21 protein-coding genes and 24 tRNA genes are annotated in these 25,474 nt (G+C 43.7%); 2 read left to right on the forward strand and 43 right to left on the reverse strand.

What is annotated here, in order from left to right:
- Nucleotides 1-342: 342 nt before the first annotated feature.
- The 26 genes from AM506_RS11635 to AM506_RS23150 form a co-directional block, all read right to left on the reverse strand.
- Nucleotides 343-417 (reverse strand) — tRNA-Asn (locus AM506_RS11635).
- 10 nt (nucleotides 418-427) lie between these two features.
- Nucleotides 428-504: transfer RNA gene (locus AM506_RS11640), tRNA-Ile, on the reverse strand.
- A 10-nt stretch (nucleotides 505-514) separates the two neighbouring features.
- Nucleotides 515-588 (reverse strand) — tRNA-Gly (locus AM506_RS11645).
- A gap of 9 nt (nucleotides 589-597) precedes the next feature.
- Nucleotides 598-671: transfer RNA gene (locus AM506_RS11650), tRNA-Cys, on the reverse strand.
- Nucleotides 672-673: 2 nt separating this feature from the next.
- Nucleotides 674-748, reverse strand: a tRNA-Gln gene (locus AM506_RS11655).
- An 8-nt stretch (nucleotides 749-756) separates the two neighbouring features.
- A tRNA-His gene (locus AM506_RS11660) sits at nucleotides 757-829 on the reverse strand.
- A gap of 17 nt (nucleotides 830-846) precedes the next feature.
- A tRNA-Trp gene (locus tag AM506_RS11665) sits at nucleotides 847-920 on the reverse strand.
- A gap of 116 nt (nucleotides 921-1,036) precedes the next feature.
- Nucleotides 1,037-1,120: transfer RNA gene (locus AM506_RS11670), tRNA-Tyr, on the reverse strand.
- Between the two features lie 36 nt (nucleotides 1,121-1,156).
- Nucleotides 1,157-1,232: transfer RNA gene (locus AM506_RS11675), tRNA-Phe, on the reverse strand.
- 47 nt (nucleotides 1,233-1,279) lie between these two features.
- Nucleotides 1,280-1,356 (reverse strand) — tRNA-Asp (locus AM506_RS11680).
- A gap of 91 nt (nucleotides 1,357-1,447) precedes the next feature.
- Nucleotides 1,448-1,521 (reverse strand) — tRNA-Met (locus AM506_RS11685).
- Between the two features lie 170 nt (nucleotides 1,522-1,691).
- Nucleotides 1,692-1,784, reverse strand: a tRNA-Ser gene (locus tag AM506_RS11690).
- Nucleotides 1,785-1,790: 6 nt separating this feature from the next.
- Nucleotides 1,791-1,864, reverse strand: a tRNA-Ile gene (locus AM506_RS11695).
- 29 nt (nucleotides 1,865-1,893) lie between these two features.
- Nucleotides 1,894-1,967: transfer RNA gene (locus AM506_RS11700), tRNA-Met, on the reverse strand.
- 67 nt (nucleotides 1,968-2,034) lie between these two features.
- Nucleotides 2,035-2,110: transfer RNA gene (locus AM506_RS11705), tRNA-Ala, on the reverse strand.
- 11 nt (nucleotides 2,111-2,121) lie between these two features.
- Nucleotides 2,122-2,198 (reverse strand) — tRNA-Pro (locus tag AM506_RS11710).
- Nucleotides 2,199-2,203: 5 nt separating this feature from the next.
- Nucleotides 2,204-2,280, reverse strand: a tRNA-Arg gene (locus AM506_RS11715).
- A 57-nt stretch (nucleotides 2,281-2,337) separates the two neighbouring features.
- Nucleotides 2,338-2,426, reverse strand: a tRNA-Leu gene (locus tag AM506_RS11720).
- A 5-nt stretch (nucleotides 2,427-2,431) separates the two neighbouring features.
- Nucleotides 2,432-2,506, reverse strand: a tRNA-Gly gene (locus AM506_RS11725).
- Between the two features lie 8 nt (nucleotides 2,507-2,514).
- Nucleotides 2,515-2,599: transfer RNA gene (locus tag AM506_RS11730), tRNA-Leu, on the reverse strand.
- 34 nt (nucleotides 2,600-2,633) lie between these two features.
- Nucleotides 2,634-2,709 (reverse strand) — tRNA-Lys (locus AM506_RS11735).
- A 22-nt stretch (nucleotides 2,710-2,731) separates the two neighbouring features.
- Nucleotides 2,732-2,807, reverse strand: a tRNA-Thr gene (locus tag AM506_RS11740).
- 87 nt (nucleotides 2,808-2,894) lie between these two features.
- Nucleotides 2,895-2,970 (reverse strand) — tRNA-Val (locus tag AM506_RS11745).
- 25 nt (nucleotides 2,971-2,995) lie between these two features.
- Nucleotides 2,996-3,070, reverse strand: a tRNA-Glu gene (locus AM506_RS11750).
- A gap of 367 nt (nucleotides 3,071-3,437) precedes the next feature.
- On the reverse strand, nucleotides 3,438-4,346 hold the full coding sequence (locus AM506_RS23145; RefSeq protein WP_235576097.1) for a methyltransferase domain-containing protein: 909 nt from the start codon (nucleotides 4,344-4,346) through the stop codon (nucleotides 3,438-3,440).
- Nucleotides 4,343-5,485 carry a hypothetical protein gene (locus AM506_RS23150; RefSeq protein WP_235576098.1) on the reverse strand — a complete coding sequence of 381 codons (1,143 nt, stop codon included), beginning with the start codon at nucleotides 5,483-5,485 and terminating at the stop codon, nucleotides 4,343-4,345. The genes AM506_RS23145 and AM506_RS23150 overlap by 4 nt, the downstream gene beginning before the upstream one ends.
- 92 nt (nucleotides 5,486-5,577) lie before the next feature.
- Here AM506_RS23150 and AM506_RS11760 point away from each other — a divergent pair, with 92 nt between their 5' ends.
- A complete protein-coding gene (locus tag AM506_RS11760) occupies nucleotides 5,578-5,940 on the forward strand; it encodes a DUF948 domain-containing protein (RefSeq protein ID WP_060672678.1) in 363 nt (120 codons plus the stop codon).
- A gap of 42 nt (nucleotides 5,941-5,982) precedes the next feature.
- Here the strand turns inward: AM506_RS11760 and AM506_RS23425 are convergent, their stop codons facing one another.
- From AM506_RS23425 to AM506_RS22985, 6 genes are all read right to left on the reverse strand, one after another.
- On the reverse strand, nucleotides 5,983-6,300 hold the full coding sequence (locus AM506_RS23425; protein WP_060672680.1) for a DUF5658 family protein: 318 nt from the start codon (nucleotides 6,298-6,300) through the stop codon (nucleotides 5,983-5,985).
- A 217-nt stretch (nucleotides 6,301-6,517) separates the two neighbouring features.
- Nucleotides 6,518-12,094 (reverse strand): pullulanase, encoded by a 5,577-nt coding sequence (locus AM506_RS11770; protein ID WP_060672682.1) that lies wholly within the window; start codon nucleotides 12,092-12,094, stop codon nucleotides 6,518-6,520.
- A 288-nt stretch (nucleotides 12,095-12,382) separates the two neighbouring features.
- A complete protein-coding gene (locus tag AM506_RS23155; RefSeq protein WP_060672684.1) occupies nucleotides 12,383-12,583 on the reverse strand; it encodes a hypothetical protein in 201 nt (66 codons plus the stop codon).
- Nucleotides 12,567-12,887, reverse strand: a complete 321-nt coding sequence (locus AM506_RS23160) for a GNAT family N-acetyltransferase (RefSeq protein ID WP_060672686.1) — start codon at nucleotides 12,885-12,887, stop codon at nucleotides 12,567-12,569. The genes AM506_RS23155 and AM506_RS23160 overlap by 17 nt, the downstream gene beginning before the upstream one ends.
- Before the next feature lie 107 nt (nucleotides 12,888-12,994).
- Nucleotides 12,995-13,414, reverse strand: a complete 420-nt coding sequence (locus AM506_RS11785) for a hypothetical protein (RefSeq protein ID WP_152968591.1) — start codon at nucleotides 13,412-13,414, stop codon at nucleotides 12,995-12,997.
- 34 nt (nucleotides 13,415-13,448) lie between these two features.
- Entirely contained in the window at nucleotides 13,449-13,598 is a 150-nt protein-coding gene (locus AM506_RS22985) for a hypothetical protein (protein WP_200908447.1), read from the reverse strand.
- A gap of 176 nt (nucleotides 13,599-13,774) precedes the next feature.
- Here AM506_RS22985 and AM506_RS11790 point away from each other — a divergent pair, with 176 nt between their 5' ends.
- A complete protein-coding gene (locus AM506_RS11790) occupies nucleotides 13,775-15,877 on the forward strand; it encodes a GDYXXLXY domain-containing protein (RefSeq protein WP_060672688.1) in 2,103 nt (700 codons plus the stop codon).
- Between the two features lie 76 nt (nucleotides 15,878-15,953).
- Here AM506_RS11790 and AM506_RS11795 read toward each other — a convergent pair whose 3' ends face one another.
- From AM506_RS11795 to AM506_RS11840, 11 genes are all read right to left on the reverse strand, one after another.
- The gene (locus AM506_RS11795) at nucleotides 15,954-16,253 is read right to left on the reverse strand and encodes a DUF2442 domain-containing protein (protein WP_060672691.1); all 300 of its coding nucleotides are present in this window, start codon (nucleotides 16,251-16,253) and stop codon (nucleotides 15,954-15,956) included.
- Between the two features lie 11 nt (nucleotides 16,254-16,264).
- Nucleotides 16,265-16,531: a DUF4160 domain-containing protein gene (locus tag AM506_RS11800; protein WP_060672693.1), complete on the reverse strand. Its 267-nt coding sequence runs from the start codon at nucleotides 16,529-16,531 to the stop codon at nucleotides 16,265-16,267.
- A gap of 26 nt (nucleotides 16,532-16,557) precedes the next feature.
- Complete coding sequence (locus AM506_RS22775) at nucleotides 16,558-16,695, reverse strand: hypothetical protein (protein WP_160316872.1); 138 nt, start codon at nucleotides 16,693-16,695, stop codon at nucleotides 16,558-16,560.
- Between the two features lie 286 nt (nucleotides 16,696-16,981).
- Nucleotides 16,982-19,096, reverse strand: a complete 2,115-nt coding sequence (locus tag AM506_RS11805) for an SA1320 family protein (RefSeq protein ID WP_060672695.1) — start codon at nucleotides 19,094-19,096, stop codon at nucleotides 16,982-16,984.
- Nucleotides 19,097-19,113: 17 nt separating this feature from the next.
- Complete coding sequence (locus AM506_RS11810; protein WP_060672696.1) at nucleotides 19,114-20,043, reverse strand: DUF1672 family protein; 930 nt, start codon at nucleotides 20,041-20,043, stop codon at nucleotides 19,114-19,116.
- Between the two features lie 287 nt (nucleotides 20,044-20,330).
- Nucleotides 20,331-21,224, reverse strand: coding sequence for a DUF1672 family protein (locus AM506_RS11815; RefSeq protein WP_060672698.1), 894 nt, complete (start codon nucleotides 21,222-21,224; stop codon nucleotides 20,331-20,333).
- A gap of 27 nt (nucleotides 21,225-21,251) precedes the next feature.
- Nucleotides 21,252-22,154, reverse strand: coding sequence for a DUF1672 family protein (locus AM506_RS11820; protein ID WP_082386340.1), 903 nt, complete (start codon nucleotides 22,152-22,154; stop codon nucleotides 21,252-21,254).
- A 51-nt stretch (nucleotides 22,155-22,205) separates the two neighbouring features.
- Nucleotides 22,206-22,991, reverse strand: a complete 786-nt coding sequence (locus AM506_RS11825; protein ID WP_082386341.1) for a DUF1672 family protein — start codon at nucleotides 22,989-22,991, stop codon at nucleotides 22,206-22,208.
- Nucleotides 22,889-23,119, reverse strand: coding sequence for a hypothetical protein (locus AM506_RS11830; RefSeq protein WP_060672703.1), 231 nt, complete (start codon nucleotides 23,117-23,119; stop codon nucleotides 22,889-22,891). Before AM506_RS11830 ends, AM506_RS11825 begins: the two co-directional genes overlap by 103 nt.
- 26 nt (nucleotides 23,120-23,145) lie before the next feature.
- Nucleotides 23,146-24,060 carry a DUF1672 family protein gene (locus AM506_RS11835; RefSeq protein WP_060672704.1) on the reverse strand — a complete coding sequence of 305 codons (915 nt, stop codon included), beginning with the start codon at nucleotides 24,058-24,060 and terminating at the stop codon, nucleotides 23,146-23,148.
- A gap of 97 nt (nucleotides 24,061-24,157) precedes the next feature.
- A complete protein-coding gene (locus tag AM506_RS11840) occupies nucleotides 24,158-25,051 on the reverse strand; it encodes a DUF1672 family protein (RefSeq protein WP_152968592.1) in 894 nt (297 codons plus the stop codon).
- Between the last annotated feature and the right edge of the window lie 423 nt (nucleotides 25,052-25,474).

The raw sequence follows: 25,474 nt of genomic DNA on the forward strand, positions 1-25,474 counted from the left end.
GCCAGCGTTCGTCCTGAGCCAGGATCAAACTCTCCGATAAAAGTTTGAATAGCTCTTTAAAAATAAATCTAGAATTAACGTTGACGTATTGTCTTGTTTTGTTCAGTTTTCAAGGTTCAATGTGTAAGTGCTTCTCTTGAAGCGACCCTTACTATGTTACATGATTGTTAACTTGTTGTCAACAACTTTTTAAAAGAAGTTTTTCTCAAGTCTTTCATGTTGTGTTGCTTGTTTGCGGCAACAAATAATACTTTACCAGTTAACTTCGTAGAAGTCAACTTCTTTTTATAACTTTCTCAAAAAAAAAGAGATCGTTGTTCCTTTATATTCAATAGAAGATAATGGCTCCGCAGGCAAGATTCGAACTTGCGACCGATCGGTTAACAGCCGATAGCTCTACCACTGAGCTACTGCGGAATAATGAAAATGGTGGGCCTAAGTGGACTCGAACCACCGACCTCACGCTTATCAGGCGTGCGCTCTAACCAGCTGAGCTATAGGCCCAAAAATGAATTGGAGCGGGTGAAGGGAATCGAACCCTCATCATCAGCTTGGAAGGCTGAGGTTTTACCACTAAACTACACCCGCATGAATATTTGGAGGCGGCAACCGGATTTGAACCGGTGATAAAGGTTTTGCAGACCTCTGCCTTACCACTTGGCTATGCCGCCGTTGGCTGGGCTAGCTGGATTCGAACCAACGCCTGTCGCAGTCAAAGTGCGATGCCTTACCGCTTGGCTATAGCCCAATATAAAGGGCGACTGATGGGAATCGAACCCACGAATGCCTGAACCACAATCAGGTGCGTTAACCACTTCGCCACAATCGCCATGATTAAAATTTCTTTGGCAGGGGCAGTAGGAATCGAACCCACACCAAAGGTTTTGGAGACCTTCGTTCTACCGTTAAACTATGCCCCTATGATATATATTAGTTTTTTTGAAAACCACCATGCTGCTTGGATTATAACGCTCTACTTCGCCGCGAGTGGTTTAAGGAAGATTATTTTACTCCGCAGTCGCTTCGTAAAAAATCTTGGTGGAGGGGGGCAGATTCGAACTGCCGAACCCGAAGGAGCGGATTTACAGTCCGCCGCGTTTAGCCACTTCGCTACCCCTCCAAATAAAATAAATACTTAAAGGATCTTAAGTATGAATGGTGGCTCAGGACGGAATCGAACCGCCGACACATGGATTTTCAGTCCATTGCTCTACCAACTGAGCTACTGAGCCATATTATATAGAAGATTAAATTTTCGAATGACCATATAAAGAATAAATGGCGGTCCGGACGGGACTCGAACCCGCGACCTCCTGCGTGACAGGCAGGCATTCTAACCAACTGAACTACCGGACCAAAGTTTTTTCGCGCTAGCGAAAATAACTATCCTTGCGTGACTCTTAAAAGATCAAAGATAATCTCTTACTAGTAACAAGCAAAAATGGTATTGCGGGGACAGGATTTGAACCTGCGACCTTCGGGTTATGAGCCCGACGAGCTACCGAACTGCTCCACCCCGCGACGATAATATAATATTAAGTTTCCACTATCCCATTGTGCATCACGTGGATCCACCCCGACTTCAGTAAGCTTATTCAAGCTGCTGCTCAGTCGGTGCGCTGATGTGAACGCTCCGAAGATTATTCGGTCGTGCTCCACCCCGCGACGATAATATTTTTTAAAAGAGAAAATGGAGGAGGAAGGGGGATTCGAACCCCCGCGGGCTGTTACACCCCTGTCGGTTTTCAAGACCGATCCCTTCAGCCGGACTTGGGTATTCCTCCGTATAATGGACCCTGTAGGACTCGAACCTACGACCGGACGGTTATGAGCCGTCTGCTCTAACCAACTGAGCTAAGGGTCCTTATAAATCGTGCGTTATGTATTAAGTAATAGCGGCGGAGGGGATCGAACCCCCGACCTCACGGGTATGAACCGTACGCTCTAGCCAGCTGAGCTACACCGCCACGAATCTACTATATGTTTGGTTTTCTGAAAAACCAATGAAGTTTATTTCACTTCCGTAAATAAACTTGGTGGAGCCTAGCGGGATCGAACCGCTGACCTCCTGCGTGCAAAGCAGGCGCTCTCCCAGCTGAGCTAAGGCCCCAAAAAAAGAAGTGGTCGGGAAGACAGGATTCGAACCTGCGACCCCTTGGTCCCAAACCAAGTGCTCTACCAAGCTGAGCTACTTCCCGAAATATGGCGCGCCCGAGAGGAGTCGAACCCCTAACCTTTTGATCCGTAGTCAAACGCTCTATCCAATTGAGCTACGGGCGCAATTTATAGTCTATAATAGTAACGCAAGAAAAGATATTTTGCTTGCGCAAAAAACTTTGGTGCCGAGGACCGGAATCGAACCGGTACGGTAGTCACCTACCGCAGGATTTTAAGTCCTGTGCGTCTGCCAGTTCCGCCACCCCGGCTAGTTTGGAGCGGAAGACGGGATTCGAACCCGCGACCCCCACCTTGGCAAGGTGGTGTTCTACCACTGAACTACTTCCGCAAAATAAATGGTGCGGGTGAAGGGACTTGAACCCCCACGCCTTGCGGCGCCAGATCCTAAGTCTGGTGCGTCTGCCAATTCCGCCACACCCGCAAAGAGTAAGATATTTTGCTTACGCAAAAATCTATGGTGAGCCATGAAGGATTCGAACCTTCGACCCTCTGATTAAAAGTCAGATGCTCTACCAACTGAGCTAATGGCTCATTATATAATGAGAAAACCAAATGGTGCCGGCAAGAGGACTTGAACCCCCAACCTACTGATTACAAGTCAGTTGCTCTACCAGTTGAGCTACACCGGCGTGTATAATCTTTTAATAGATACTGCTTAACGAAAGTGATTCACCGAAGCAGTTTAAGGAAAGATATTTTGCTTGCGCAAAAATCTTTGGTGGAGGATGACGGGATCGAACCGCCGACCCTCTGCTTGTAAGGCAGATGCTCTCCCAGCTGAGCTAATCCTCCATATTAAGTTTAATCTTCAAAAAAATGGTGACCCATACGGGATTCGAACCCGTGTTACCGCCGTGAAAGGGCGGTGTCTTAACCGCTTGACCAATGGGCCATACATTTGAAATATCCCGTTCAGGACATGTATTACTATATCAATTAATTTCGCAGAAGTCAACTTCTAATTAATAGTTAAAGAAACTTTTTTCAACCTACTCATTATAGCATTTTGTAAGCCGAAAAAGAATATACCATATCTTAAAAGTATTTATCAATAGATATTTTTAACCTTAATAAATTTTTTTCTAAACCTAATGCTAATTTGCAAGAGTACATCTGTTATGTACTTTACTTTCCTGAGGGAGACAGATTGCATTATTTTAAACAAACGTTTGTTTAATCATTCCCTGTGCTATGTCCACCTCTATTCTCGAATAAAAAGATCTCACCCTTTATTATCAGAAGTGAGATCTTTTAGCATTTCAATATTTCTTCTCAATCACAATAAAACACGTACTATCCGGCAGACGCACCGGCTTTCCTGTTTCATCAGTAAGCTCGATTTTGTGGGCTAAATGTTCTTCGTACCCATCTTGCAGGTAATGTTCAAATAACAGGATTTCAGCTTGGTCCCCTAAGGTCGCCTCAATAAATTCCCGAAAGGCAGATGGGGTGAAGTAGCCGAATTGTTCCTGCACTTCGTGGGGGTATGCTTCCTCTCCCCACGTGTACGTATAGAGGAATTCCATCGCATCGTTCACATTGAGAAGAACGGCGTCGTCTCCAGCTGAATGATAAGTAATTGTCCTCCCTTTGAAGTCCCCGACGTATCTCTTGAAGAAGGGACGGCCTTGTGGGTCTTTAAAGCGGATGATCCGTTTCTCTTCCTCTGGCTCTGTCATGATGCCGTCCCGGATGATGATCCTGCCTTTTGGCCTGAGAGCTTTAAGGGAACTCTTTAAGGTTTGTGCGATGACCTCATGATTGAACTTCTCACCTTCGTACGGGATGTAGGAGAACATTTCATGAAGGATCGACGAGAACACGATTGTGTCGGCCCCTTCCTTTCCGATTTGCTCTTCAAGCTTGAGAGCATCTCCCTGCATGACTTCCCATTCGGCGTTTTCTCTTTGTTTCTTCCGTTTCAGTTCCTCCACCACATTCACCGCAATGTCGATTCCGATAACGGTGGCCCCTGGGTGGTGACGTGTCAATAATTCAAGCATGACCCCGCCCCCCGGACCGATATCGACCATCGTCTTTCCAACTGCGTAGTCTGCAATCTTCTTCTTGAAGTCCTGTGAGCTGTTCATATCACTGAGGTAGGTTTGCTCATTGCTCAGCCGGTCATAAAGAGGTGATTTTTCAGCTTCCTGGCAGAATTCAATCAACTTCTCCCCTGCCCTTGAAAAAAAAACCCGATCCCCGCCATTTCTTCCTGTGCATGAAGGGGAACTGCCATCAACTGGACATGCTCGTTTGCCGGATGTTTCCAATGAGCGATTTCTTCGATTGTGCACTCGGCAAGATACGATTCTATGATTCTTTTTTTATAGACATTAACGATCTTTCTTCCTTTATAGTCGTAGTACAGCTCCTTCATCATCGGTTCAAAGGAGAGCTGTTCCAGGACAGCCCCCCTTGTCTTTCGTTCAATGAGCAGAAAGATCTTGATACATTCTTCAAAGCTGAAATCCGTAAGGGACGCTTCTACATACCACATATCCGTTTTCCGAAAAAAACGTTCCAGAAGCTTTTCTGCATCGGGGTTGGAACCCAGGCATTCATTGTAAACAGCGTCAAAGTTTTCCCCTCGCAAAGAAGCAAGATTCCGCAGTCTTCGAAGTCTTTCTTGAAACGTTTGCCCTTTGGACATCTCCCCATCACAGATCCAACGGTTCACCTCTTCCATTTCCTTTTGTACCGAATCCCAGATTTCAGGGGATACCCCTGCTACAATGCATTGATTCAGTGCATACAGAAGAGGAAACATCTCTTGTGTGGCTACATCGATCAGAGGCTTCATGGATGAGTACCTGCCTTCACCCCGTATGTATTGACCGGGAAGACCGTGTGTCAGGATCAGCACGTACAGTAGCTTTTCCCTCTCACGATTCCGCATTGTTTCAGGGCGTTTTTTCATTTCTGAGGCGTAAATTTGGGCAGACCCAATATTATGGATGCCGAGCTGAAATCCCTGATCGAGCCACTCTCTCCGTTGATGAGGTAGACCGCACTTGGCCGTTTCGCTCCACAGCAGAACTTCTTCCACCAATGCTTTCTCTTCTTGGGGCAAAGTCAATCCGTCCAGTATATGGAGTGTTCTTTCCACGTATTCAAGCACAGGATTTTGTGCCATTCCCTCAAGGGATTCGACTTGTTCAAGATTCACATTTTTCTCTTTTGTTAATGAAAGGAATTTTAACCATTTATGTTCCCGCAATATAAGGGTGTTCCCTGATTTCAACTCTTCGATTGCACGTAAGGATGAAAGCACCGCCATCGCTCCCTCTTTATATATATTTACCATTCCATCATACCTCACCTCTCCCCCATTCTGGAAAAGGAATGTCTGAATTCCCCATATCATAGACTTAATGTAAAGGAAGGGAGCTGGTCTCAATGCTTGAGTGGAGTGCTGCCATTGCAGCCGTAGCGTTTACGATTCTCGTCGTTTATTTGATATTGACATTAAGGAGGGTCATGAACACGCTGGACGAAACGAAGAAAACGCTCGCTGACACGAGGAGCGCCGTGAATGGCATTACAGAGGAAGCAGAAGAACTGATTCATACCGCCAATCAAATCTCCGTTGATGTAAAAGGGAAGATGAAAGCCGTGGATCCGCTGGTGGAGTCCGCACATGATGTCGGGGACATGATCCAGAGTGTGACAAGCTCAGTGAAGAGGGCTGCTTCGCAAAATCGCACACCGAAGACGATTCACTCCCAGGAAAGCAAGCCGGTGCAGATTAAATTGAAGTAAAAGGAAAAGGGGCTGAAACAGCCTCTTTTATTTGAGCTATGCTCAAGCAAAACCACCGGCGACCTCCAACAGCCAATACCCATGCATGAGAAAAACACAACTGTAGGACACTGCCGCAAAGACGGACACGAGAAGCAAAACCCTTGACGACCGTTTATCCGCTTTAAGTTGAAAAAGGAGGAACAACAAAACGAACGAAAGACCGACCTTCAATAGTAGAAACAACCAAGGGTCCGTGAGATAAAGGGTATGCATGAGGGGATTGGATTCTGATATATAATGAAAGTGCAAACCATACATTGTGAGGAATGCGTCTACGAGGTTGAGAAGTAAGATATAAACCAGCAGGTACTTCATCATATCGATGCTCCTATTCGTCGTTTATGGTGGTTTTATCATATCATATTTTTCATTATAACACGTCGTTTCGTTCTCAATAAAGAAATTTAAACAAACGTTTATTTAGCTCTCTTTATACTGGTATTTACACGGATGGAAGCATTATTCAAACGTTTGTTTAATACTTTCCACAAAAAAATCCCAACCCTATGAATAAGGTTGAGATTCCATGAATCTATCAATGCTGCTTTTTCTTCTTCCCTTTCTTCCCCTTCTCATCCACCTTGATGACAACAGCAGTCAATGGATCCAGGGTCAAGGTGTCGTTGCTAATGCTGAAGCCAGATTTCTTTGAAACAGGATGTGTCCCCGCTTCATCGTTATCCACGACCACTTTTCCTTTAGAAATATCATAGTCTCCAATGGACAGCGCCCGAGCTTTGTCATCCGCATTCACAAACACATAATACTCACCCGTACCATCCGTCGATACGTTCTTATAAGCAAGCAGCAAATCCGTATCGGCGATTTCAGGGATATCCATCAGGGATACATTCTGATCGACCAGGTCTTTGTCGCCGAGTCGGAACGCATTGGTGGATCTTCTCAGTTTGATCAATCCTTCAGTGTATTCCCGTGTGGTCGTGTTGATTTCGTATTTCTTCTTGTTCGTTGCTTTTTCCCAGTCAAACATGTTGATGGCGTCGGATGAATCGTAGGAGTCGTGGATGAAGTATCCGAATGGGTCTCCGTTTTCGTCCTCTAACTCATGATATTTCTGTTCTGGAACGCCTTCGCCGAGCCACTGCTTGGTCCGGCCGTATTCCTGGCCAGCGTGGATAAAGGCTGTTCCCTGGGATGTCAGGATCATCGAGTTTCCAAGTCTGATCCGTTTATGGATTTCCAGGTTGTTTTCAGGAATGGCCGGGTCCTTTTTGATTGATTGGGCAATGACGTCGTACAGCGGCAGATTATCATGGGCCGCAATGTACTGGACCATATCGCCCGGGTCGTCGTCCGCTGTGTTGCCCGGCTGTCCTTTAATATTGTTAAAAATCGTATTGATGTCACGTGCGCCACCTGTCAGGAAGCGCGGCTCACCTTCTGAACCGAAACCGGATTTCAGTTCATTCCGGATCTCATCGGAGAAGACTCCGACGTCGTCGGTTTTGTCCATCCAGTCCTGGTCGGCTCCCATTCCTTCTAATGATGGATCCGAAAGGTGACCGGCGAATGTTCTCCAGCCTTCCCCGATGAACAGGGCGTCCGGATTGATTTCAGCTGCTGCGTCGTAGGCTTTCTGGATCGCAGGATAGCTTGCGTCCCCCATCATATCGAAGCGCATACCGTCGATTTTGTATTCGTCGAACCAGTATTTCACGGAATCCACCATTAGCTTCTCAGCCATCACATGGTTGGTGGCGAGGTTATTCCCGAAGCCTCCGAGGAAGTTTCCTTGGTCATCCTGGAACGCATAATAGTTCGGCACGATGTCGTTCAGTGTGCTTGTTTTGGCCATATGGGTGTAGACGACGTCGAGGACGACTCCCATCCCTTTATCATGAATCGCATCAATCAATCGCTTCGTTTCTTCGATGCGCAGTTGTGGATTGGCAGGATCCTCTGAATACGCACCGTCCGGGGAGAAGTAGCTGTGGGGATCATAGCCCCAGTTGTACTCGTTGCCTCCCGCAGAATACTCAAGCTCCCGCTCACCCATTTTCGTTTCATCGCCGTAATACCAGGCCATGATCGGAAGCAGCTGGACGTGGGTCACACCCATTGATTTGATGTAATCAAGCTTTTTGATGAAGGCATCATATGTGCCCCATCTTTCCTTTTTCAAATCCTTCTCGATGGACGGGTCGGACGTGAAATCACGGACATGGATTTCATAGATGACCGCATCCTCCCGTTTTTCATAGCCGTCGATGGAGGCATGAGTGAATTTCTTAGGGTCCGTCCCTTTCAAGTCGACGATCGCCGCCTTTCCGACGTTGTCACCGTCAGGGCCCGTTTCACCCTCTGTATTGACAGTGAAGGCTGCCATCGATTTGGCGTATGGATCGAGTACTTTTTTCGTTACGCCGTCATTGGTTACTTCGTATTGATAGTAGTACCCCTTCAGATCCTTCACACTTAACTCTTTCGCTTTCACGTCTGTCGACCAGACGCCTTTTTCACCAAGAGACAATTCCACGCTGCCGATTTTGGTTGCAGCATCTTTTTTATCATAGAAGTTGGCCACCACTTTGCTTGCTTTCGGTGCCCATAGTTTTAAGGTTGCATTTCCTTTTTTGTATGTGGCACCAAGGTCATCCCCATCGTAAGCATACTTGTTATCAAGCAGTCGCCAGCCCGCTTCTGCTGAAACGGTCCTGCCCGAGTAGGTGATGGAAAGAGGGAGTTTTTTCAGATCAAAATCAGCTTTCACTTCCACCGTTTTGTCTCCCGTGATCTTCGCGCTGTTTACTTTCACATCGGAGCCATCACTGTCTTTGAGGGCTAAGCCTGAAAGCAATGCGTGTTCCGTCAAACCATCTGTCATCGTAAAATTCAGGCGAATTGTATCATCCGAAATGACTTCAGATGAAACGAGTCCCGTCGCCACATCACCATGAGGGGAAATGTAGACGTTATCATCGCCTTCTTTTACCCAAAGCTGATCATACTTATCAAGGAGGTTGAAGGTTTTGTCTCCTCCGTCTTTCTCCCCTGTTGCTTCATTCAGAACAAGGAAGCCGATCTGTTTGGCATCGGCATTCAACTCAACGTCTACATACGCACCGTATCGATCCTTTTTGGAAAAATCCAGTGCGCCCGTCGGCCAGTCTGTTGTCGGGGATTTCACATCGCCCCACGTCCAGAGACCGAAGTTTTCATAATTCCCGTCTTCACGGTCATAGTGGATGCGGACCGTGTTCTCCGGCAGATCAACCGGTTCATACGTATACACCTTATCCGATCCCTGTTCGATCCAGATTTCATTCACGTCAGGATTTGTGATGGAGAAGGATTTGTCTCCGCCGTCCTTACCCGCGTCACCTTTCGTAATATCCATGACGAGGAATCCGATGTTTTTTGCCCCTTCAGCAAGCGGCACATCAATATAGGCCCCGTAGCTGTCGGTTTTCTCGAACATCGTCGCTCCTGTCGGCCAGTTAGCGGATGGTGAGGCGACATCATTCCACAGCCATGCACCGAAGTTTTCGTAGTTGCCGTCCGTGCGGTTATAGTGGATGCGGATGTTGTTTTCTGGAACAGGTTCCGCTTCAGGGTCTTCTCCTCCACCTGCCGCAGCACCCGTGATCTTCCCTCCTTCAACGGTGAGAAGTGCCGTACCTCCGTCTGTTTTTGAAGGAAGGGTCAGCGTGACTTCACCGGATTCAGAAGTAGTATAGATTTCTCCGGAATAAGCGTTGGTTACGATCGCATCAGGAGAATCAACCGTCAACGTGATCTCTTTCGTTTCATCCGCCACGTTCAACCCGACGTATACGGAGTCGTCTTCGTAGTCACGGGAGAACAATAGGAATTGGTCGCTATTGGAACCGCCAACCGTGTTTCTTTCCCCTTTAGCGAATACATCCGAATGGGCTCCCCTGAAGTTCAGGATCTTTGTATAGTGAGCCAGCACATCATTATTCTCTACATCATCCCAGTTCAGGTCATAGCGGTTGTCATACTGAGGATAATTATTCGCACCGCTCTGCCCAAGCTCCTCACCGTAATAAATGACCGGCTGTCCTTTCGACGTCGCCTGAAGGGAGGCTGCGAGCTTCAGCTTGCCCTTGTCCCCGCCTAGTGAATACAGGAATCCGTCTTCATCATGACTTCCCAGGAATTGTCCAAGCGTTGCCGTGTTATCGATCTTTCCGTTTCGGGCCGTCAGTTTATCATTGGCCGCTTTCAGATTGCCGTCCACAAACTCACGGGCGATATCCTTGAATCCGAAGTCGAGGAGAGAATCCATTATCCCCGTATCAAGGTAGCCATAGTCATTGTCAGCACTTGCTCCCCACGCTTCGCCGATCATTTTGTGCTTCGGCATTTTTTCCGTGATCGCATTTTTGAAAGCCATCCATGTGGCGTCTTCCACATGCTTCACGGTATCGACACGGAAATAGTCGATCGTATTGCCTTTATCAGTTTTTGCTTTCTCGATCCAGTCGGTCTGCCAGTCGATGATTTCTTGACGAACTTCAGGGTCTTCTGTCCTCACGTCAGGAAGTCCGGCCAGTTCACCGACCACTTCGTCCGTACCAACATTGCCCTGACGCAGGATGTCACTGTACTTTTCACGTTCGGCGTCAGTCGGATACCCGGCAGGACGCTGATCTTCAGGCAGCTCGCCGTCGATTTCCTTCAATCCATAACCGGTGTGATTCAACACGACATCCACCATGATCTTGATCCCGCGGTCATGAGCTTCATCGATCAGGTTATGGAAGTCGTCCATGCTTCCGAAGTGAGGGTTAAGCTCGCCGAAGTTGCTCGCCCAATAGCCATGGTATCCGAAATAAGGCTCCCCCTCTTCCCCTTTTCGCACATCATACTTCACATTCTCCACAACCGGACTGATCCAAATTGTGTTCACGCCGAGCTTATCAAGGTAATCAAGTTTTTCCGTGATTCCATTAAAATCTCCGCCTTGATACGTTCCGCGTTTGCTTTGATCATAATTCAAATCGTAAGGATCATCGTTTGACGTATCCCCGTTGAAAAATCGGTCTGTCAGCATGAAATAGATGATCGATTCATCCCAATCAAGGTCGGAATCGCCGACAGACTGCCTTGCTTTCACTTCGATTTCAGCGCTTCCTTTATAGACGTTTCCGTAAGAATCCACTGCGGTTAAAGGAATCGTTTTCGTTCCTGCCGTAATGTCGTCATCTACGGAAAGCGTCACTTCATTCAGGGACGGATCGATTTCAAGCTTCTTCGATCCTCCTAATGTAGAAACATCGGCTGTGATTTTTTGAATCGTTAAACCATCAGTTAATCCTTCGATGTCAACATTCAAGACAGCGTTTTCATTGTAATCCACAGCTGAAGGAGCCACAGAACCCGTCACTGTCAGATCGGCTTTCTGGAAATCAAGAACCGATTTGCCGTCCACCGTATTGTAGGGATCGCTCACTTCCGTCGTCACACCATCTTTTGTGACTAAAAAAGAGTACTCATTTTTCCCGTTAGGAATGCCGTCGTATGGCAGGACGAAACGCTCATTCTCCGGCTCATACGTCATTTCCTTCGTTTCTCCATTGTACTTTAACTCTACTTTCTCAATCGAATCCATTTGATCGTTTTTGAAAAGGTCCTTGTCTCGATAGTAGAATGTCGCATCCCCTTGATCGATGACCGGTGCAGACCCATCCGGTACGATGCGGATCCCCTCGACACCACTTGTTATGTAGGCTTTGGTGAGGGTGTCGTTCTTGTTCACTTTAATGAAGCGGTCGCCGAATTCTTTTTGAGCGGTACCCCATTCCTCGGTACTGCGCAGGACGAATCCGAACTGCTCCGTTTCAGGTGCCACGGCGATATTCGCTACCGCGACTCCGTTTTCGTATGAGTCAAAATTGATTTGATTGTCCTTAACCCCTGTGTTCCATGCCCATATGTTCCAGCCCTCATACGTTTCGTCTTCACGATCATACGTGAAGCGCACCGTGCGATCACCGGAATCCGCTGCTGTTGCCGCTTCATTTCCGTCTGCAACGGCAGAAGCCGCCGGAGCGAATGGTGACCACAGACTGATCAGCATCATCAATGTCATAATCATCGAGACGTGACGCTTTGTCCTATTTCTCATTCATGTTTCCCCCTTATTAATGTGATAAATAGAATAATAGAAGTGCTCGTGATGATATCGTGGAAACGTTTGCACAATTGGTTAAAAAAATGTGAGGTGACTCCCGGGGTAGTTATTTCGAACTAATGCAAACGCTTGCAATTGTCTGTCTTTTTTATTTTACAATAGAGGGTTGAGAGTGGCTATATGACTATTGGGGGATTTTTCAGGAATTGTTCTTCTGGCTGACTTAAGAAATTCGAAGGCTGTGGGAACACTGTTTCTACTCTACAGCCGACAGACAGATTCCTATTCCATATGGGGTTGAGGTATGAAGTATCGTAACCCTTTCACAATGATCCCATCATTGGCTGGTTCAAAGTCTAACTCTGGAACTGGATGAAAGTTCATCTTCCTATAAAGAGATAAAGTATTTTTCATAAATTCAGCTGTATGCAGTCCTACGGCACGATATCCCTGTTTGGCTGACAAATCAATGCAATGGTGCATGAGTCCTTCTCCTATCCCCTTGATCCACCGCAAGCATTCGAATCTCTGGATAATCAGGCCTCTGTGTCGTCCATTCATACGCTTCAGTCTTCCCTGGAAACAGAACGACACTCCCTACAATCTTCCCGCTTATTTCCGCAACAAAGATATCTACTCCCGGCTTTACATCATTTTCAGAAGAAAGGGTCCTTTTTAGAGCATTCCAATGATCTTCAGATACTAAATCTTTGTATTCTTCATAATACGGCGCACGCATAGTACGAACTGGTTCGATTTCATCTCTATTCATTTTTCTAATCTGCATTTACATCATCCCCTTACACATCTAAAAAATAAAATATATTCGGAAAAGGATCTGAGCTACAGACCCTCAATCTTTATTTATTTTTCAGGAGAATATATTCCTGTTAATTATCCCAGACAGTTCCTGGATGTATGACGCCAGATATGTTCTCCAACAAAACCTGGTATATGGATCATTGTCTGGTTCCAGAAGATCTTATAATTTTCGTCTGTTATTTCCTTTACTAATTCAGTGATATCTGATGACTTAAGCGGTGTTTCAAGCACTTGAAAGCGATTGAGATGCATATAATGCTCATTATCTTCTGTTCCATCATTTCCGGTTATCTCTACTATTCCCGTTGCCAAACCTCTTGCAATTATTCCACGTCCATTACTATATAGAAAGACAATATCATTAGATCCCATCTCATCAATAAAATATTTCCATGGTGAATAATAAGCTGCTACCTTTCCCTCTGAGAGCATCTCTCTTTCGTTATTAGGGTTATTTGATTTATTTGTGCTCATAATATAAGCCTTGGGCACATAATCATCCTTTCAAATAAAGAGATATATTCTATTATTTTCTTTTTTGTGCTTCTTTTCTAATCGTTCCGATCTTTTTATCGCTTCTAGTATCTCTTCCATTTACATTACGAATCGAACCAGCAGGTAAACCATGTTTCTTTTCGAAAGTTCCGACTGTACAATCGCTTCTTGTTTTGCGCATGATCATCCACCTCCTTCTGAACCTATTATACTATTTAAATTGTAAAATAACCCATTTTTTGAAAGGGCTTTAGATTACAAAAAGAAATCTCCACCATCGCTTCTCTTTATATAAGCCTATATTCACTCGCGCTATAATATAATAAAGAGAGGGATTTCATGATAGGGGTGAGCTTTATGAAGAAAACGGTGTCACTAACCTACTTATTCGGTGTTGTTTTCATTTTAACCAGCGCTCTTTATTTCTTCGCTTCTAACTGGCAGATGTTTTCGCGGCTTGAAAAAGTGGCTTTAGCGGGGGCTTTGATTGTATTGTTCTATGGAGCCAGTTTTCTGTTGGATCGTGTATTGAAGGGAGCCCATTTCCTTTCCAATTGGTTGTTGGTCAGCGGGGTGATATCCTTTGGTCTTTCCGTTGCCTTGCTCGGACAGCTGTATAATTCCCATGCGGACAGTTACTTATTGTTTCTTGTCTGGTCCATTCCCGCCCTGCTGTTCAGCTTGTACACAAGATACGGCGGATTTTACGCATTAACCCACATCCTCATCCATTTGACGATTTACTTTTACCTGTTCCCCTCCACACCATTCGGACACTGGACCCTCGCCCATACGTGGATTGCGTTCGGAATCGGTATCGCGAACCTGCTCTTGTTTTTCACCATCAAAAAGGGATTCATCCGTTCAATGCCTTTGCTTTATTTGAGTCTCGTCTCAGCCAATCTCCTCCTTATTGTCACGGCTTTCGATAACGAGTATTCCGCTTTCTTCACCCTGTTTTATGTATGTCTCCTAGGGATCGGTGTGTACCGGTATTTTCATAAGGAAACATCCATTTTCATCATTCTATCGTTGTTTGGAACGGGCTTTATCATCATTAAAATGTTCGAGTTGATGGCGAGATACGTGTCCAGTCTGTTCTTCGTCGGTCTCTTACTGGCCGCCACTTTATTATTAGTCGGAAGTGTGTTCCTTGTGAACTACTTACGAAAGCATTCCGCTTCCCGTCATTGGTCAAAGACGATTTTCGTGGCAAGTGTCACGACCATCGCTTCAGTTTTCATTGTAGCGTCTGTTTTCGGACTGCTTTCATTGTTCATGGTAGATGTCTCCATGATCACTCTATTTGTCTTGGCGACGGTATTTCTCGTCATTCCAAGCACATTAACGAGCTGGCCGTCTCCTGTAAAATATTCGCTTATGATGACCGGCATCGTGATCGGGATGACAGCAAGTGGGTTCGAAGAATTTTCGTTTGTGATGTTCTTTGTTTTAGCCTTTGTGTTCTATCTTGAAAAACGGATTGCTGTGAGATTTACCTTTTACCTGCTGTTTCAATTGAATACAGCGATCTTCTTGGGGCAAACGATGGAACTCGGTGCACATGCCCTTCTGCTGGTGATGGTGCTCTTAATCGGAATCGCCTACCTTCTGCTGAAAAATAAACAGGGGATTCAGTATGGAGCGTTTCTCAGTGGATTCATAGCCCTTTTCTCGTTAATCACGATCGATCTATCGTTGAGTTTTCATATAGTCTATTTCACCCTCTTTTTCCTGATAGCAACCTTATGCGTGTATGTTTTCAAAAAGCAGGGTCTCAAGCTTTATTGGGTTTCATCCCTTATATTCTGGTTCATGCTTATTGTCCAGCTGTATTACGATCTTGCCTGGAAGCTCGTTCATAAATCGCTGCTCTTTGCCGGGTTGGGCATCGTCTTCTTGCTGGTCGCTGGCTACCTGGACAGAAAAGGCGGCTTTGAACAGAAATCCCATTCGATCCTTGCAGGAAAAAAGATCGGTATCCTCTTTATCATCTGTCTTCAAGCCCTATGGATCGGGTATCAGGTGTATTCGAACGAAACCTTACTCACAAACGGGGAAACAGTCATCCTGGAACTTCAACCAGTCGATCCGAGGTCACTCCTACAAGGAGATTATGTGGAATTGAACTACAGTATTTCACAGCTGGAGGATACCTCCATCGATGACAACGGGCCCGTCACGATTGTATTACGGGAAAACTCACAGGGTCTCCATGAATATACAGGAGTTTATAAATTTAATGGTAAATGGAACGCTTCTTATGAAAAGAAACCCGGGGACGTGCTCTTAAATGGAAAAGTGACAAGCTCGTGGGGCAACAGTGCCCAGGTCACTTATGGAATTGAACATTTCTTCATACCCGAAGGAACCGGTCTTGATGTAGAGGGGAAGGTGAAGACTGCGGTGGTGAAGGTGAGTGATAAGGGGGATGGGATCTTGGTGCGGTTGAAGGACTAAGTGTTAGTTCCTTATTACAATGAGAGTGAAAGAGGTTGGCTTAAAGGAATAATACTATAAGCCAACCTCCATATATTTAAGCTCTTTCTAAAAAATTATTATCTTTCGCTACTTCAATCATTTTTTTAATTTCTATTAAATCAATGCCTTCCCTGTATAACTGATCGGGATCCAAATCTAATTCTCCTGGCCAAGTGACTGTTTTCAACTCATTGTCAACGAACACTTTACCGAAGAATTCCCGATCTTTTAATTGTTCAAGAACCCCTTCCATGTGAGGCTTGATGTCAACGAACTTTTTTGAACCATCTGTAAAATCAATTAGAAGCCATCCATCCATTCCCGGGATCGGATCAACTTTATTTATAAGAATCATTGGGACACCTCCTAGTATAGGGGTGGTATCTTGCGCGGTGCTTCTTTACACCTGCACTCATACCACGCTTTAATCATATCACCCTTATGAATATCAAGCCACATAATAACATCCTTCTCTTTGGTTCGGGGTAAGGGTTTATCCTCTCTTAAATATTCACCTGTCATTATTTCTATTCTTGTCCTTAATTCAGAATAAATTACATGAAAGTGAGGAGGATCATGGTCATTGTAGTATAAGTAAATGGATATACCTCCAAATTCGCTGATCTTTGGCATGAGTTCATCCCTCTTTTTTTCTTTTATCACCTAGGCAAGTACACAGAAGCATCAGGCAATCCGGCAGTAACAAATGCCTTTGTCCCTTGCATGGACCTTACTTCTACAGATACCTTGTAGCCTTCTAAGCCTTTTAAACCAATGCTTGTCACTTTACTGATCATGGATGTTCCTCCTATTTCCCTTTATAGGATTGATAACTGATGGAATTGGGCTTTTAAAATAAGAAATGGGGTGGATTATTTATAGAAGTGGAAAATTGAGAGTGAATGGCTCACCCGACTAAAAAAAGGATACATAAAGTGGATTTCTTCGAAGGAGAGGAAACAGATTAGAACATATGTTCTAATTTTATATTACTGTATTCGTTTAATGTTGTCAATATATTCAAAATGGTTCTTAACCTTATTTTTCTAAAAATAAAAAAATAGGAACAAGTAGCACCTGTCCCTATAATGTGACACGATCCACTTGTTCACGCAGCTGAATCATGTTATCTTTCAATCTTTTTGAGATTTCGCATAATGCCTGAATGGATTTTCCTTTATGATGACTCAGCTGGTAGACGATATCGTCAAAGAGCAGTTCCATTTCTTCATGGATGGCCATGGCCGATACATTGTAAAGGTGGATATTGGCGTAGTCCGTTGAATCAAAGATGGCTGAGTCAATATAGGGCTTGAAGCTCTCCAGTAAAGCAGGGAACCCGATGGTCAATCTGGTTAATCCATCCCTGAGACCTTCAATGGTTCCAGCCAGTTCGTCGATCGGCTCCAATGCGGAAGATACATATGAGCGGATTTTGTCATCGAAGTCTGAGAAGATGCTGATGATTTTTCCAGGTACCGTGCCACTTAACGCTATGTTCATGGCGCCTTTGATTTGCGCCGATATTATCTCCAACGTATTCTCAATGGCGAACGCAATTCCGGTCAAGGTTCCTAACAGCGGAAGAAGCAGACCGTGTGAAACTCCTTTAAAACTTTCAAAGGATCCTTCCAATAATACATCTTTCACCTTCATTCCGATAAGCATATGGTCAGAGGTTTGCAGGATATAATCGTTTTTCTTCGGCATTGTTATCGAATGTTGAACGGAAGCCCCAGATGAAATGCTGGCGCTTAAGGAGGCATCCCGTTCACCGAAGTTCGTTCCCAAATCGGAAACCTGTTTTGTGAACTCTGCAATGTGACTATTCAGCTTCGCCGTATTATGGTTGATAATTTTATAGTGTGCGAGAATATCGTTAACAAGAACATCCTCCAAGGTCTCTTTCCCTCCACTGAAAAGCTGCGGGATTTCTTTATGAAGGATGTTCTGAAGGAAGCCTGTCAGATTTGTGATTCCACCTTCGAACTCCAATAACTGACTCCGTGCCTGCCCGAAAATACTCTCCACACTGATACTCCTGTTGAATAAGTGCTCAACCAATTCAGCAGGCGGGGAATTCAACACTCCATTGAGGGATCGGCTTGCACTTTCAGCCATATCGACAAGGGCAATTAGATGATCAATTTCTGAGGTCAACCGGTAACTGGTTGTCGTGATGCCGATGAATAAGGGGTTACCAATAAGATTTTCAAAGGAATCCTCAAAGATCATCTGCAGGCGGCTCAATCGCTCTGAATGACGGTCTCCTTCATGCTGGGCGATCTCTTCTGAATGGATCAGGTACTCCTGAGCATGACCCAACCTTGTCGATACATCCCCTTCCATGGCTCCTGCCAACAGGTTGAGGTTGTCACGATTGATTTCGATTCTGTCCGAATGCCCGCTATAAAGGGGCTCACCGGTCCAGATGCTTGTCATGATGTGAGCATCGGCTTCGGCATCATAGATTTCACCATAACCCGGTTCTCCATCTATGCCAATGACATATTTCCCCCCTTTGGTATATCCTGTGTGATTTTTTTTCAAAATGCTAAACTTTTCACCGATCTGCGGTATGCCTGTTGAAATATTGTATCTTTTACCCGGAATTCGTGAATCGAGATGAAGGGCAATAAGGGTGCCTGTCAGGACATCATAGTTGGTGAAGTAGTTGGTGATGTTGTCGTAGCTCTTATCGGGAGCAATTACCCCCTTGGGTAGAGGTGCTGGATTGAGAGTAACTGATTTTATATCTGGTCGATTTCTTACAGCGTAGTTTGCTAGTGGACCTCCAAGGGAGTTTCCGGTAACGGAGCTGACTCCACCTTGATCTTTAAATCTTCCATTAATCTTATTCAAATACTCCTCAGCAGCTTCCAATTGTGGCAATGTTAAATCACTTAAAAGTTGAACATCCGTCAATAAGTCTTGTATACCGTTCTCAGCAGTCGCGTCGGTACCAACATATGCTATTGATATTTCTTTGGTAATTTCATTTCTGACAGTAAGCGCATCAAGTCCAGTCGGATCATTATAATGAGTGTGTAATACTAAATATTCGGTTCCATTAACCTCAAATGTTGATTTTGATTTTAAATATTTGTATGAGTGTAATCCAGCAATTTCAACCAAATTTTTATCGATATTTATTTTGTTTACATCGTTATTGGGTGGTTCTATATAAACTTTGTCCATAAACCTTTCCACCAACCTTAATTGATTTCGATATAATCAGGAAACCCTATTTCTAAGGAATTATCTTTCAACCCATCATCCACTTTCTCATTAATTAAGTTGTCATTAAGGGTTAGACTATAACTTCCTTTAGGAATACCGGTCATTCCCTTCAAATCACTAGGTATTTGATTTAACAATTCTTCATTAGGCTCTGAGTCCTTTTCCTCCATAAATAGTTCAATATTAATTTTCAAATCTTCAACAGAGAATTCATCTTCTGCAAATTGAGCTTTAAGTTCACTTACAGGGGTATCTGGATTTTCCAGAAATGAATCGTATACTGGCTTTATGGCTTTGTCGGATGAAGAGGAAGTTATAAAATAATAAGGGGTCATATACCCGGTTCCTCCAACATTTTCTACTGCTTCTATGGTTCTCCCCACTACCTTATGCTCCTTTACAAAGGTATCAAGGTACTGATCAAGTTCCGCAAACTCTTTCTCAAAAATTAAATGATAAAGCCCTCCACGGATGGCACTTTCCACTTCACCTTCGAGAGACACGACTTCATCCGCCTTCACTTTTTCTTCACTCAAAGAAATAGGGACTATAGCGGTCGTATAAAAGTGAACCGGTCCTGTCGATTCAACAAATACAGTTGCACCATCCACATTCCCTACGATGTTGTGGACTATGACGTCTATCTTATATTTTTCCATAAAGAAATCTTTAACGGCTTTTTGAACTTCGTCACTTTTTTCTTCAGCAATTTTATCTGCGTCTTCTCCGTTTCTGAGTACATATCCTTCACCCGTGTAATCCTGCACTCTCACAAAAGTGTCTTTATAGGGTCCTGTTGCCTCTTTTGAATCCACATTCTTTATTTCATTATCCATATTCATACATCCTCCAAGTAATATTGAAAGTCCGATTCCATATATGATCCACTTATTTTTTCTGTTCATGAATGTCTGATCCTCCTAATTGGATGGGTTCATTTTAAAGAATTACCTTTATATTGTATAAAAGTCTGTAAAGTATTAACAGTTCAATCGGGAATTCCTTAGATCAATCAGGAAAAACAGGAAAAAAGTAGTGGTGACGATTTCCTTCTACATTTCTTTTAACCTATTCATTTCGCTGGAGTTATCGTGAGTCTTCAGACTTATACATTTGTATAATTACCCCAATCATTCAAAAGATAACCTGTTAATCTAGAAATTTTTGTAATGTATGAACGGGGTAAGAATCCCTATTCTCCCCTAATCACTTCCTGTTCAATTGAATTATCTTTGAAGCCTTCAAACGATTCTTTATGTACGCCGTTATCGTTTACCGCTACCCTGTATGTCCCTTTAGGAAAATCGCTTCTTTCCTTTATATCGGTTGCAATCCGTTCCATGACCTCTTCACTGGGCTGGACACCCTCTTCTTCCATAAAGAGCATGATGTTAATCCTCAGATTATCCGCTTTGAAAGCAGGTCCGTTATAAGCTTGCTTCAATGTTTCGATACTCGTTTGATGATCCTTCATATACAATTCATATACAGGCTTGATGGCTTCATCGCTGTTTAGTGATGACATAAAATAAAAAGGTGTCATATATCCAGAGCCGCCCACATTTTGAAGGGATTCGACGGTTCTGCCAACAACCTTTTCCTCCGAAACGACACTCTCAAGATACGAATCCAGATTCTTAAATTCTTCCTCGAATATCAACCTATATAACCCTTCCCGAATGCCTCTTTCCACTTCCCCTTCTTGGGTTTGCACATCTCCAATCGCCCTATCTTCCGTTCCCTGATGGAAGGGGACTATAGCATAGGTGTAAAAATGAACGGGTCCTGTCGCTTCTACAAACACCGTCACTCCCTCCTTATTTCCTACGAGATTATGAATCTTCACCCCAGTTTCATAGTTCTTCATGAAAAATGCTTTGACGGCTTTCTCTACTTCTTCACGGTTTCCTTCTGCAATCTTATCGTTTTTCTCTCCATTCATCAGTCTATACCCTTCCCCTGTATAGTCCTGTACCCGCGCATATTGATCCTTCACTTCTTTAGGTGTGCTGCTATCGTTCATACAGCCTCCCAGTAACAAGGAAATTCCCATTACATACTTGATCGACTTATTTTGCCGAACCATGAAGTTTCATCCTCCTATCCACTACATCTATTCCTTCACAATGGAATCCGGAAACGATAATTCCAGGGAGTTATCTTTGATCCCATCATCCACCTTTTCATTGATTAAATTATCATTGATGATGATGCTGTAGTTTCCTTTCGGTATCGAGTCCATCGCCTTTATATCCTTTTGTATTTGATTAAATAATGTTTTATCGGGTTCTGCCTGTTCCTTTTCCATATATAATTGAATCGTAATAGTATAATCCTCTGCTGAGAAGTCCTTCATCGAGAATAGCGATTTCAGTTCACTCACCGGTGTGTCCGGGTCTTCTAGATATGCTTCATATACTGGCAGGACCGCTTCATCATCAGGCGGGACGGATAGATAATAGTATGGAGTCATATAGTCGGAGCCCCCGACATTTTGAAGGGACTCTTTCGTTTTCCCAACCACTGCATTCGCTGAAACGATTTTACTCAGATATTGATCCAACTCCTGAAACTCTTTCTTAAATAATAGTCGATACAGTCCCCCCTGAATGTTCCCTTCTATGTCTCCGTCCAAAGATGTTACGTCCAGGACCCTTTTTTCACTTAAATCCATCGACACAATGGCACTACTGTAAAAATGGACGGGTCCTGTCGATTCTACAAATACTGTCGCACCATGCACATTTCCCACTATGTTATGGACGTTGACATCCGTTTTATAGGTTTCTATAAAAAATTCTCTTACCGCTTCTTTTACTTCTTCGCTTTTTTCTTCAGCGATTTTATCCGCTTCTTCTCCCCCTCTGAGTACATATCCATCCCCCTCGTACTCTTGCACTCTTACGAAAGTGTCTTTATAAGGGCCGTTTGTTTCATCCTTTTTATTTATACAACCTCCCAGTAATAGGGATAGACCAACCATTCCACACATACTCTTCTTGTATTTAATCTTCATGCGTTGCTCATTCCTTCCTTATATCATGGATCCATTGCTTACCTGCTTGACCTATTCCTTTACAATCTCATCAGGAGTCGACCTTTCGAGGGAATTTTCTTTTATCCCTTCAAACGATTGTTTGAGGACGGTATTGTCATTGACGAAAACACTGTAAGTGCCCTTTGGTATATCATCCATCGTCTCAATGTCGTTTACTACTCTATTAAATACCTTCTCATCCGGCTCTGCACCTGGATTACTCATAAACAGATTAATGACCACTTCAAAATCGGATGGATTAAACTGTTCTTCATTGTAGGCAGCCCTTAATTTTTCCGTGCTGACCTGAGGGTCTTTCATAAAAAGATCATAAACCGGCTTAATCGCTTCATTATTTACAGCAGAGGATGACAAGAAATAATAGGGTGTCATATACCCTGAACCCCCAACATTCTGAAGAGACTCAACCGTTCTTCCGGTAACATGTTCTTCCTTTTCGATCTTCTTCACGTACTCGTCAAGACGCTCAAATTCTTCATGAAATATCCTCCTATATAAACCTTCCGTTATGGCGCTTTCCACCTGACCTTCTTGAGAAAACACACGATCAGACAGAACCCGTTCTTCTGATTGATCGATGGGAACAACTGCGTATGTGTAAAAGTGGAGAGGATCCGTTGATTCCACAAATACAGTAGCACCGGACTCATTACTCACCAAATTATGTACCTTGACATCTGTCTTATATTCATTTAAGAAAAACCCTTCACCGCTCTCTCTACTTCTTTCCGATTCTCTACAGCAACCTTGTCTGTTTCTTCCCCATCTTTCAGAGTATATCCTTCTCCAGTGTATTCCTGAACGCTCTCAAATTGATTAACTGATTCCCTCTCTGAATCTATCTTTTCCTCAGAATTCATGCACCCGACAAGAAGAAATGAAAGCCCGGCGCCAATTATCAAACCTTTTATTGTATGAATCAACTTCTTTCATCCCCATTCATCTCTCTTTAATATGTATCTTTAATAAGATAGTCTGGATCCACTTTTTCAACTGAATGTTCTTCATTACTCATTCCTCTATAGCGATCGACGGAATTGTCATGTAGAAGGATATTGTAGGCACCGTAGGGTAAGCCATCAGCTTTCTCGATCGTTTTCACCACTGACCCGAGCTCTTCTTTAGTGGGAAGGATATCTTTCTCTTTTTTGTAAAGTTGGATCGTGATATTGATGGATTCGGGATTTGTTTCTTCTATTTGCAATGCTCTCTCCCAATCTTCTTTACTGTATTCGGTATTCTGGAGGTACATTTCTACAATTCGGTTCGACAGTTCCATATCAAATACTGAAACAAAATAATATTCGTTCCCATATCCAAATGATTGGGTATTGTTTATTGCTTCTGAAGTTTTTCCTCTTAAGGCTTTTTTTTTCGTAATCTCTTTCAATAAATCATTCAAGCGGGCAAATTCCTCTTCAAAAACAAGTCCATAAACACCTGAAGTAATCGCGTTCTCCACTTCCCCTTCCAGTGAAAATACCTGATTCCCAAGAACAGTGTTGTTTTCAACATCAATAGGAACGACAGCATAAGCATGGAAGGCAGGAGTACCCACTGACTCGACATAGACCGTCACCCCGTCTTCGTTCCCCACGAGATTATGGACTTTCACCTGAGTGTTATATTCATCCAGAAAAAACCTCTTTACCGCTTTCACCACTTCTTCACGATGGGACTCGGCAATTTTATCCGTCTTCACTCCATTAATCAAAGCAAATTCATCACCTTTATATTCCTGGATACTTACAAATTGATCTTTTATTTCACTATGATCGATTTCATTTTCTTTAGTTCCTATGCATCCGCCAAGTATGATTGAAAGAACGACCATATAGTTCATCCCTATCCACTTCCGATTCATCTTTTGTCCCTCCTACTGTGTGCAATAATTTAATTCACTGTCATTTACAAAATAGGGATAACCCCCCCTTCAACAGTCGTCGCTCTTTCCACCCCTTCTAATCCCTGACAATCCCATCTGGATATGCCCGTTCCAAGGAATTATCTTTCACACCATCAGAAGATTCTTTATGTACCAGGTTGTCATTGATGTATACACTGTAGGTCCCCTTCGGAATGCCGGCCATGGTCTCGAGATCTCCCGTAATCCTATTAAATATTTCCTCACTAGGAACAGCTTCTTCCTCTTTCATAAATAACATGATCGAAATCCTTAGATTGTCGGGGGTAAATTCTTCTTCATTGAAAGCTTCTCTCAATTCCTCTGACGTTGGATTCTGATTCCTCATATACAACTCATAAACAGGCAGGATTGCTTCATCGTTAATAGGGGAGCTGCCGATGAAATAGTACGGTGTCATATAACCTTCCCCGCCAACGTTTCCAAGCGATTCAACTGTTCGGCCAGTAACTTCCTCTTCTGTAGCGATTTTATCAAGATACGCGTCAAGATGATCAAACTCTTCAGCAAAGATGATCTTGTATAATCCATCCGTAATTCCGCTTTCCACCTGTCCTTCCTGTGAAAAAACCTGCCCCGTGCTCACTTTCTTTCCATTGAACGGAATCACTGCATACGTATAGAAGTGAAGTTGTCCTATAGATTCAACAAATACCGTGGCTCCCTCTTCATTCCCAACCAAATTATGTACCTTTACTTTTGTCTTATATTCCTTACGAAAGAACTCCTTGACTTCCTTTTCAATCTTCTCCCTATTGGCTTCTGCTATCTCGTCGTTTTCAGACCCCTGTTTCAGGAAGTAGCCTTCTCCTTTATAATCCTGTACCCGTTCGTATTGGGTGTTTGGGCTGATTTGAGGAGACTCTTCTTTCTCCATGCAGCCACCCAATAGAAGGATACAAGCTAACATGAATATCGTTTTTACTCTCACTTATGATCATTCCTTTATCAAATTCATTCTTTTGACGCTAATGAGCATAGCCATTCTTTCATTATCTTTCATGTAATTCCATAATTGTATAATTACCCCAAAAATTTCGGTTGTAAGCAGGGGGACGGTTCTTCTGTGCCCAAACTACTGAAATATGAACAAAAAAGGAAGGAAGAGAACCGTCCCCTCACATTCCCAACTACTGGAATTATCGTTACCCATTTTTCATTTATGAAGGCTGAAACTATTGTACTGTCATTATTTCATTTCACTGCTTTTCCAATAAAAGAACAACAATAAAACGCCCTGTTCCGCTTAACAGGACGTTTCTGCCAAATCTCACTATTCATTACTGGCTTTGAACAAACCGAGTCTTCTCAATTCCTTCTCCACCGCTTTTGCCATCATCCTCGAATACAGTGT

Origin of the sequence: Rossellomorea vietnamensis (assembly GCF_001305855.1) — a bacterium.
In the GTDB taxonomy this organism is placed as follows: domain Bacteria; phylum Bacillota; class Bacilli; order Bacillales; family Bacillaceae_B; genus Rossellomorea; species Rossellomorea vietnamensis_A.

Bases quoted from the DNA above. Each gene is read 5' to 3' on its own strand.
- AM506_RS11815 (WP_060672698.1), bottom strand. From the start codon at position 21,224: ATGGTTCGGCAAAATAAGTCGATCAAGTATGTAATGGGAATTTCCTTG.
- AM506_RS23160 (WP_060672686.1), bottom strand. From the start codon at position 12,887: ATGCAGATTAGAAAAATGAATAGAGATGAAATCGAACCAGTTCGTACT.
- AM506_RS23155 (WP_060672684.1), bottom strand. From the start codon at position 12,583: ATGCACCATTGCATTGATTTGTCAGCCAAACAGGGATATCGTGCCGTA.
- AM506_RS22985 (WP_200908447.1), bottom strand. From the start codon at position 13,598: ATGCGCAAAACAAGAAGCGATTGTACAGTCGGAACTTTCGAAAAGAAA.
- AM506_RS22775 (WP_160316872.1), bottom strand. From the start codon at position 16,695: ATGATCAGTAAAGTGACAAGCATTGGTTTAAAAGGCTTAGAAGGCTAC.
- AM506_RS11770 (WP_060672682.1), bottom strand. From the start codon at position 12,094: ATGAGAAATAGGACAAAGCGTCACGTCTCGATGATTATGACATTGATG.
- AM506_RS11805 (WP_060672695.1), bottom strand. From the start codon at position 19,096: ATGGACAAAGTTTATATAGAACCACCCAATAACGATGTAAACAAAATA.
- AM506_RS11790 (WP_060672688.1), top strand. From the start codon at position 13,775: ATGAAGAAAACGGTGTCACTAACCTACTTATTCGGTGTTGTTTTCATT.
- AM506_RS11795 (WP_060672691.1), bottom strand. From the start codon at position 16,253: ATGATTCTTATAAATAAAGTTGATCCGATCCCGGGAATGGATGGATGG.
- AM506_RS11800 (WP_060672693.1), bottom strand. From the start codon at position 16,531: ATGCCAAAGATCAGCGAATTTGGAGGTATATCCATTTACTTATACTAC.
- AM506_RS23425 (WP_060672680.1), bottom strand. From the start codon at position 6,300: ATGATGAAGTACCTGCTGGTTTATATCTTACTTCTCAACCTCGTAGAC.
- AM506_RS11810 (WP_060672696.1), bottom strand. From the start codon at position 20,043: ATGAACAGAAAAAATAAGTGGATCATATATGGAATCGGACTTTCAATA.
- AM506_RS11820 (WP_082386340.1), bottom strand. From the start codon at position 22,154: ATGAAGATTAAATACAAGAAGAGTATGTGTGGAATGGTTGGTCTATCC.
- AM506_RS11760 (WP_060672678.1), top strand. From the start codon at position 5,578: ATGCTTGAGTGGAGTGCTGCCATTGCAGCCGTAGCGTTTACGATTCTC.
- AM506_RS11835 (WP_060672704.1), bottom strand. From the start codon at position 24,060: ATGAATCGGAAGTGGATAGGGATGAACTATATGGTCGTTCTTTCAATC.
- AM506_RS23150 (WP_235576098.1), bottom strand. From the start codon at position 5,485: ATGGTAAATATATATAAAGAGGGAGCGATGGCGGTGCTTTCATCCTTA.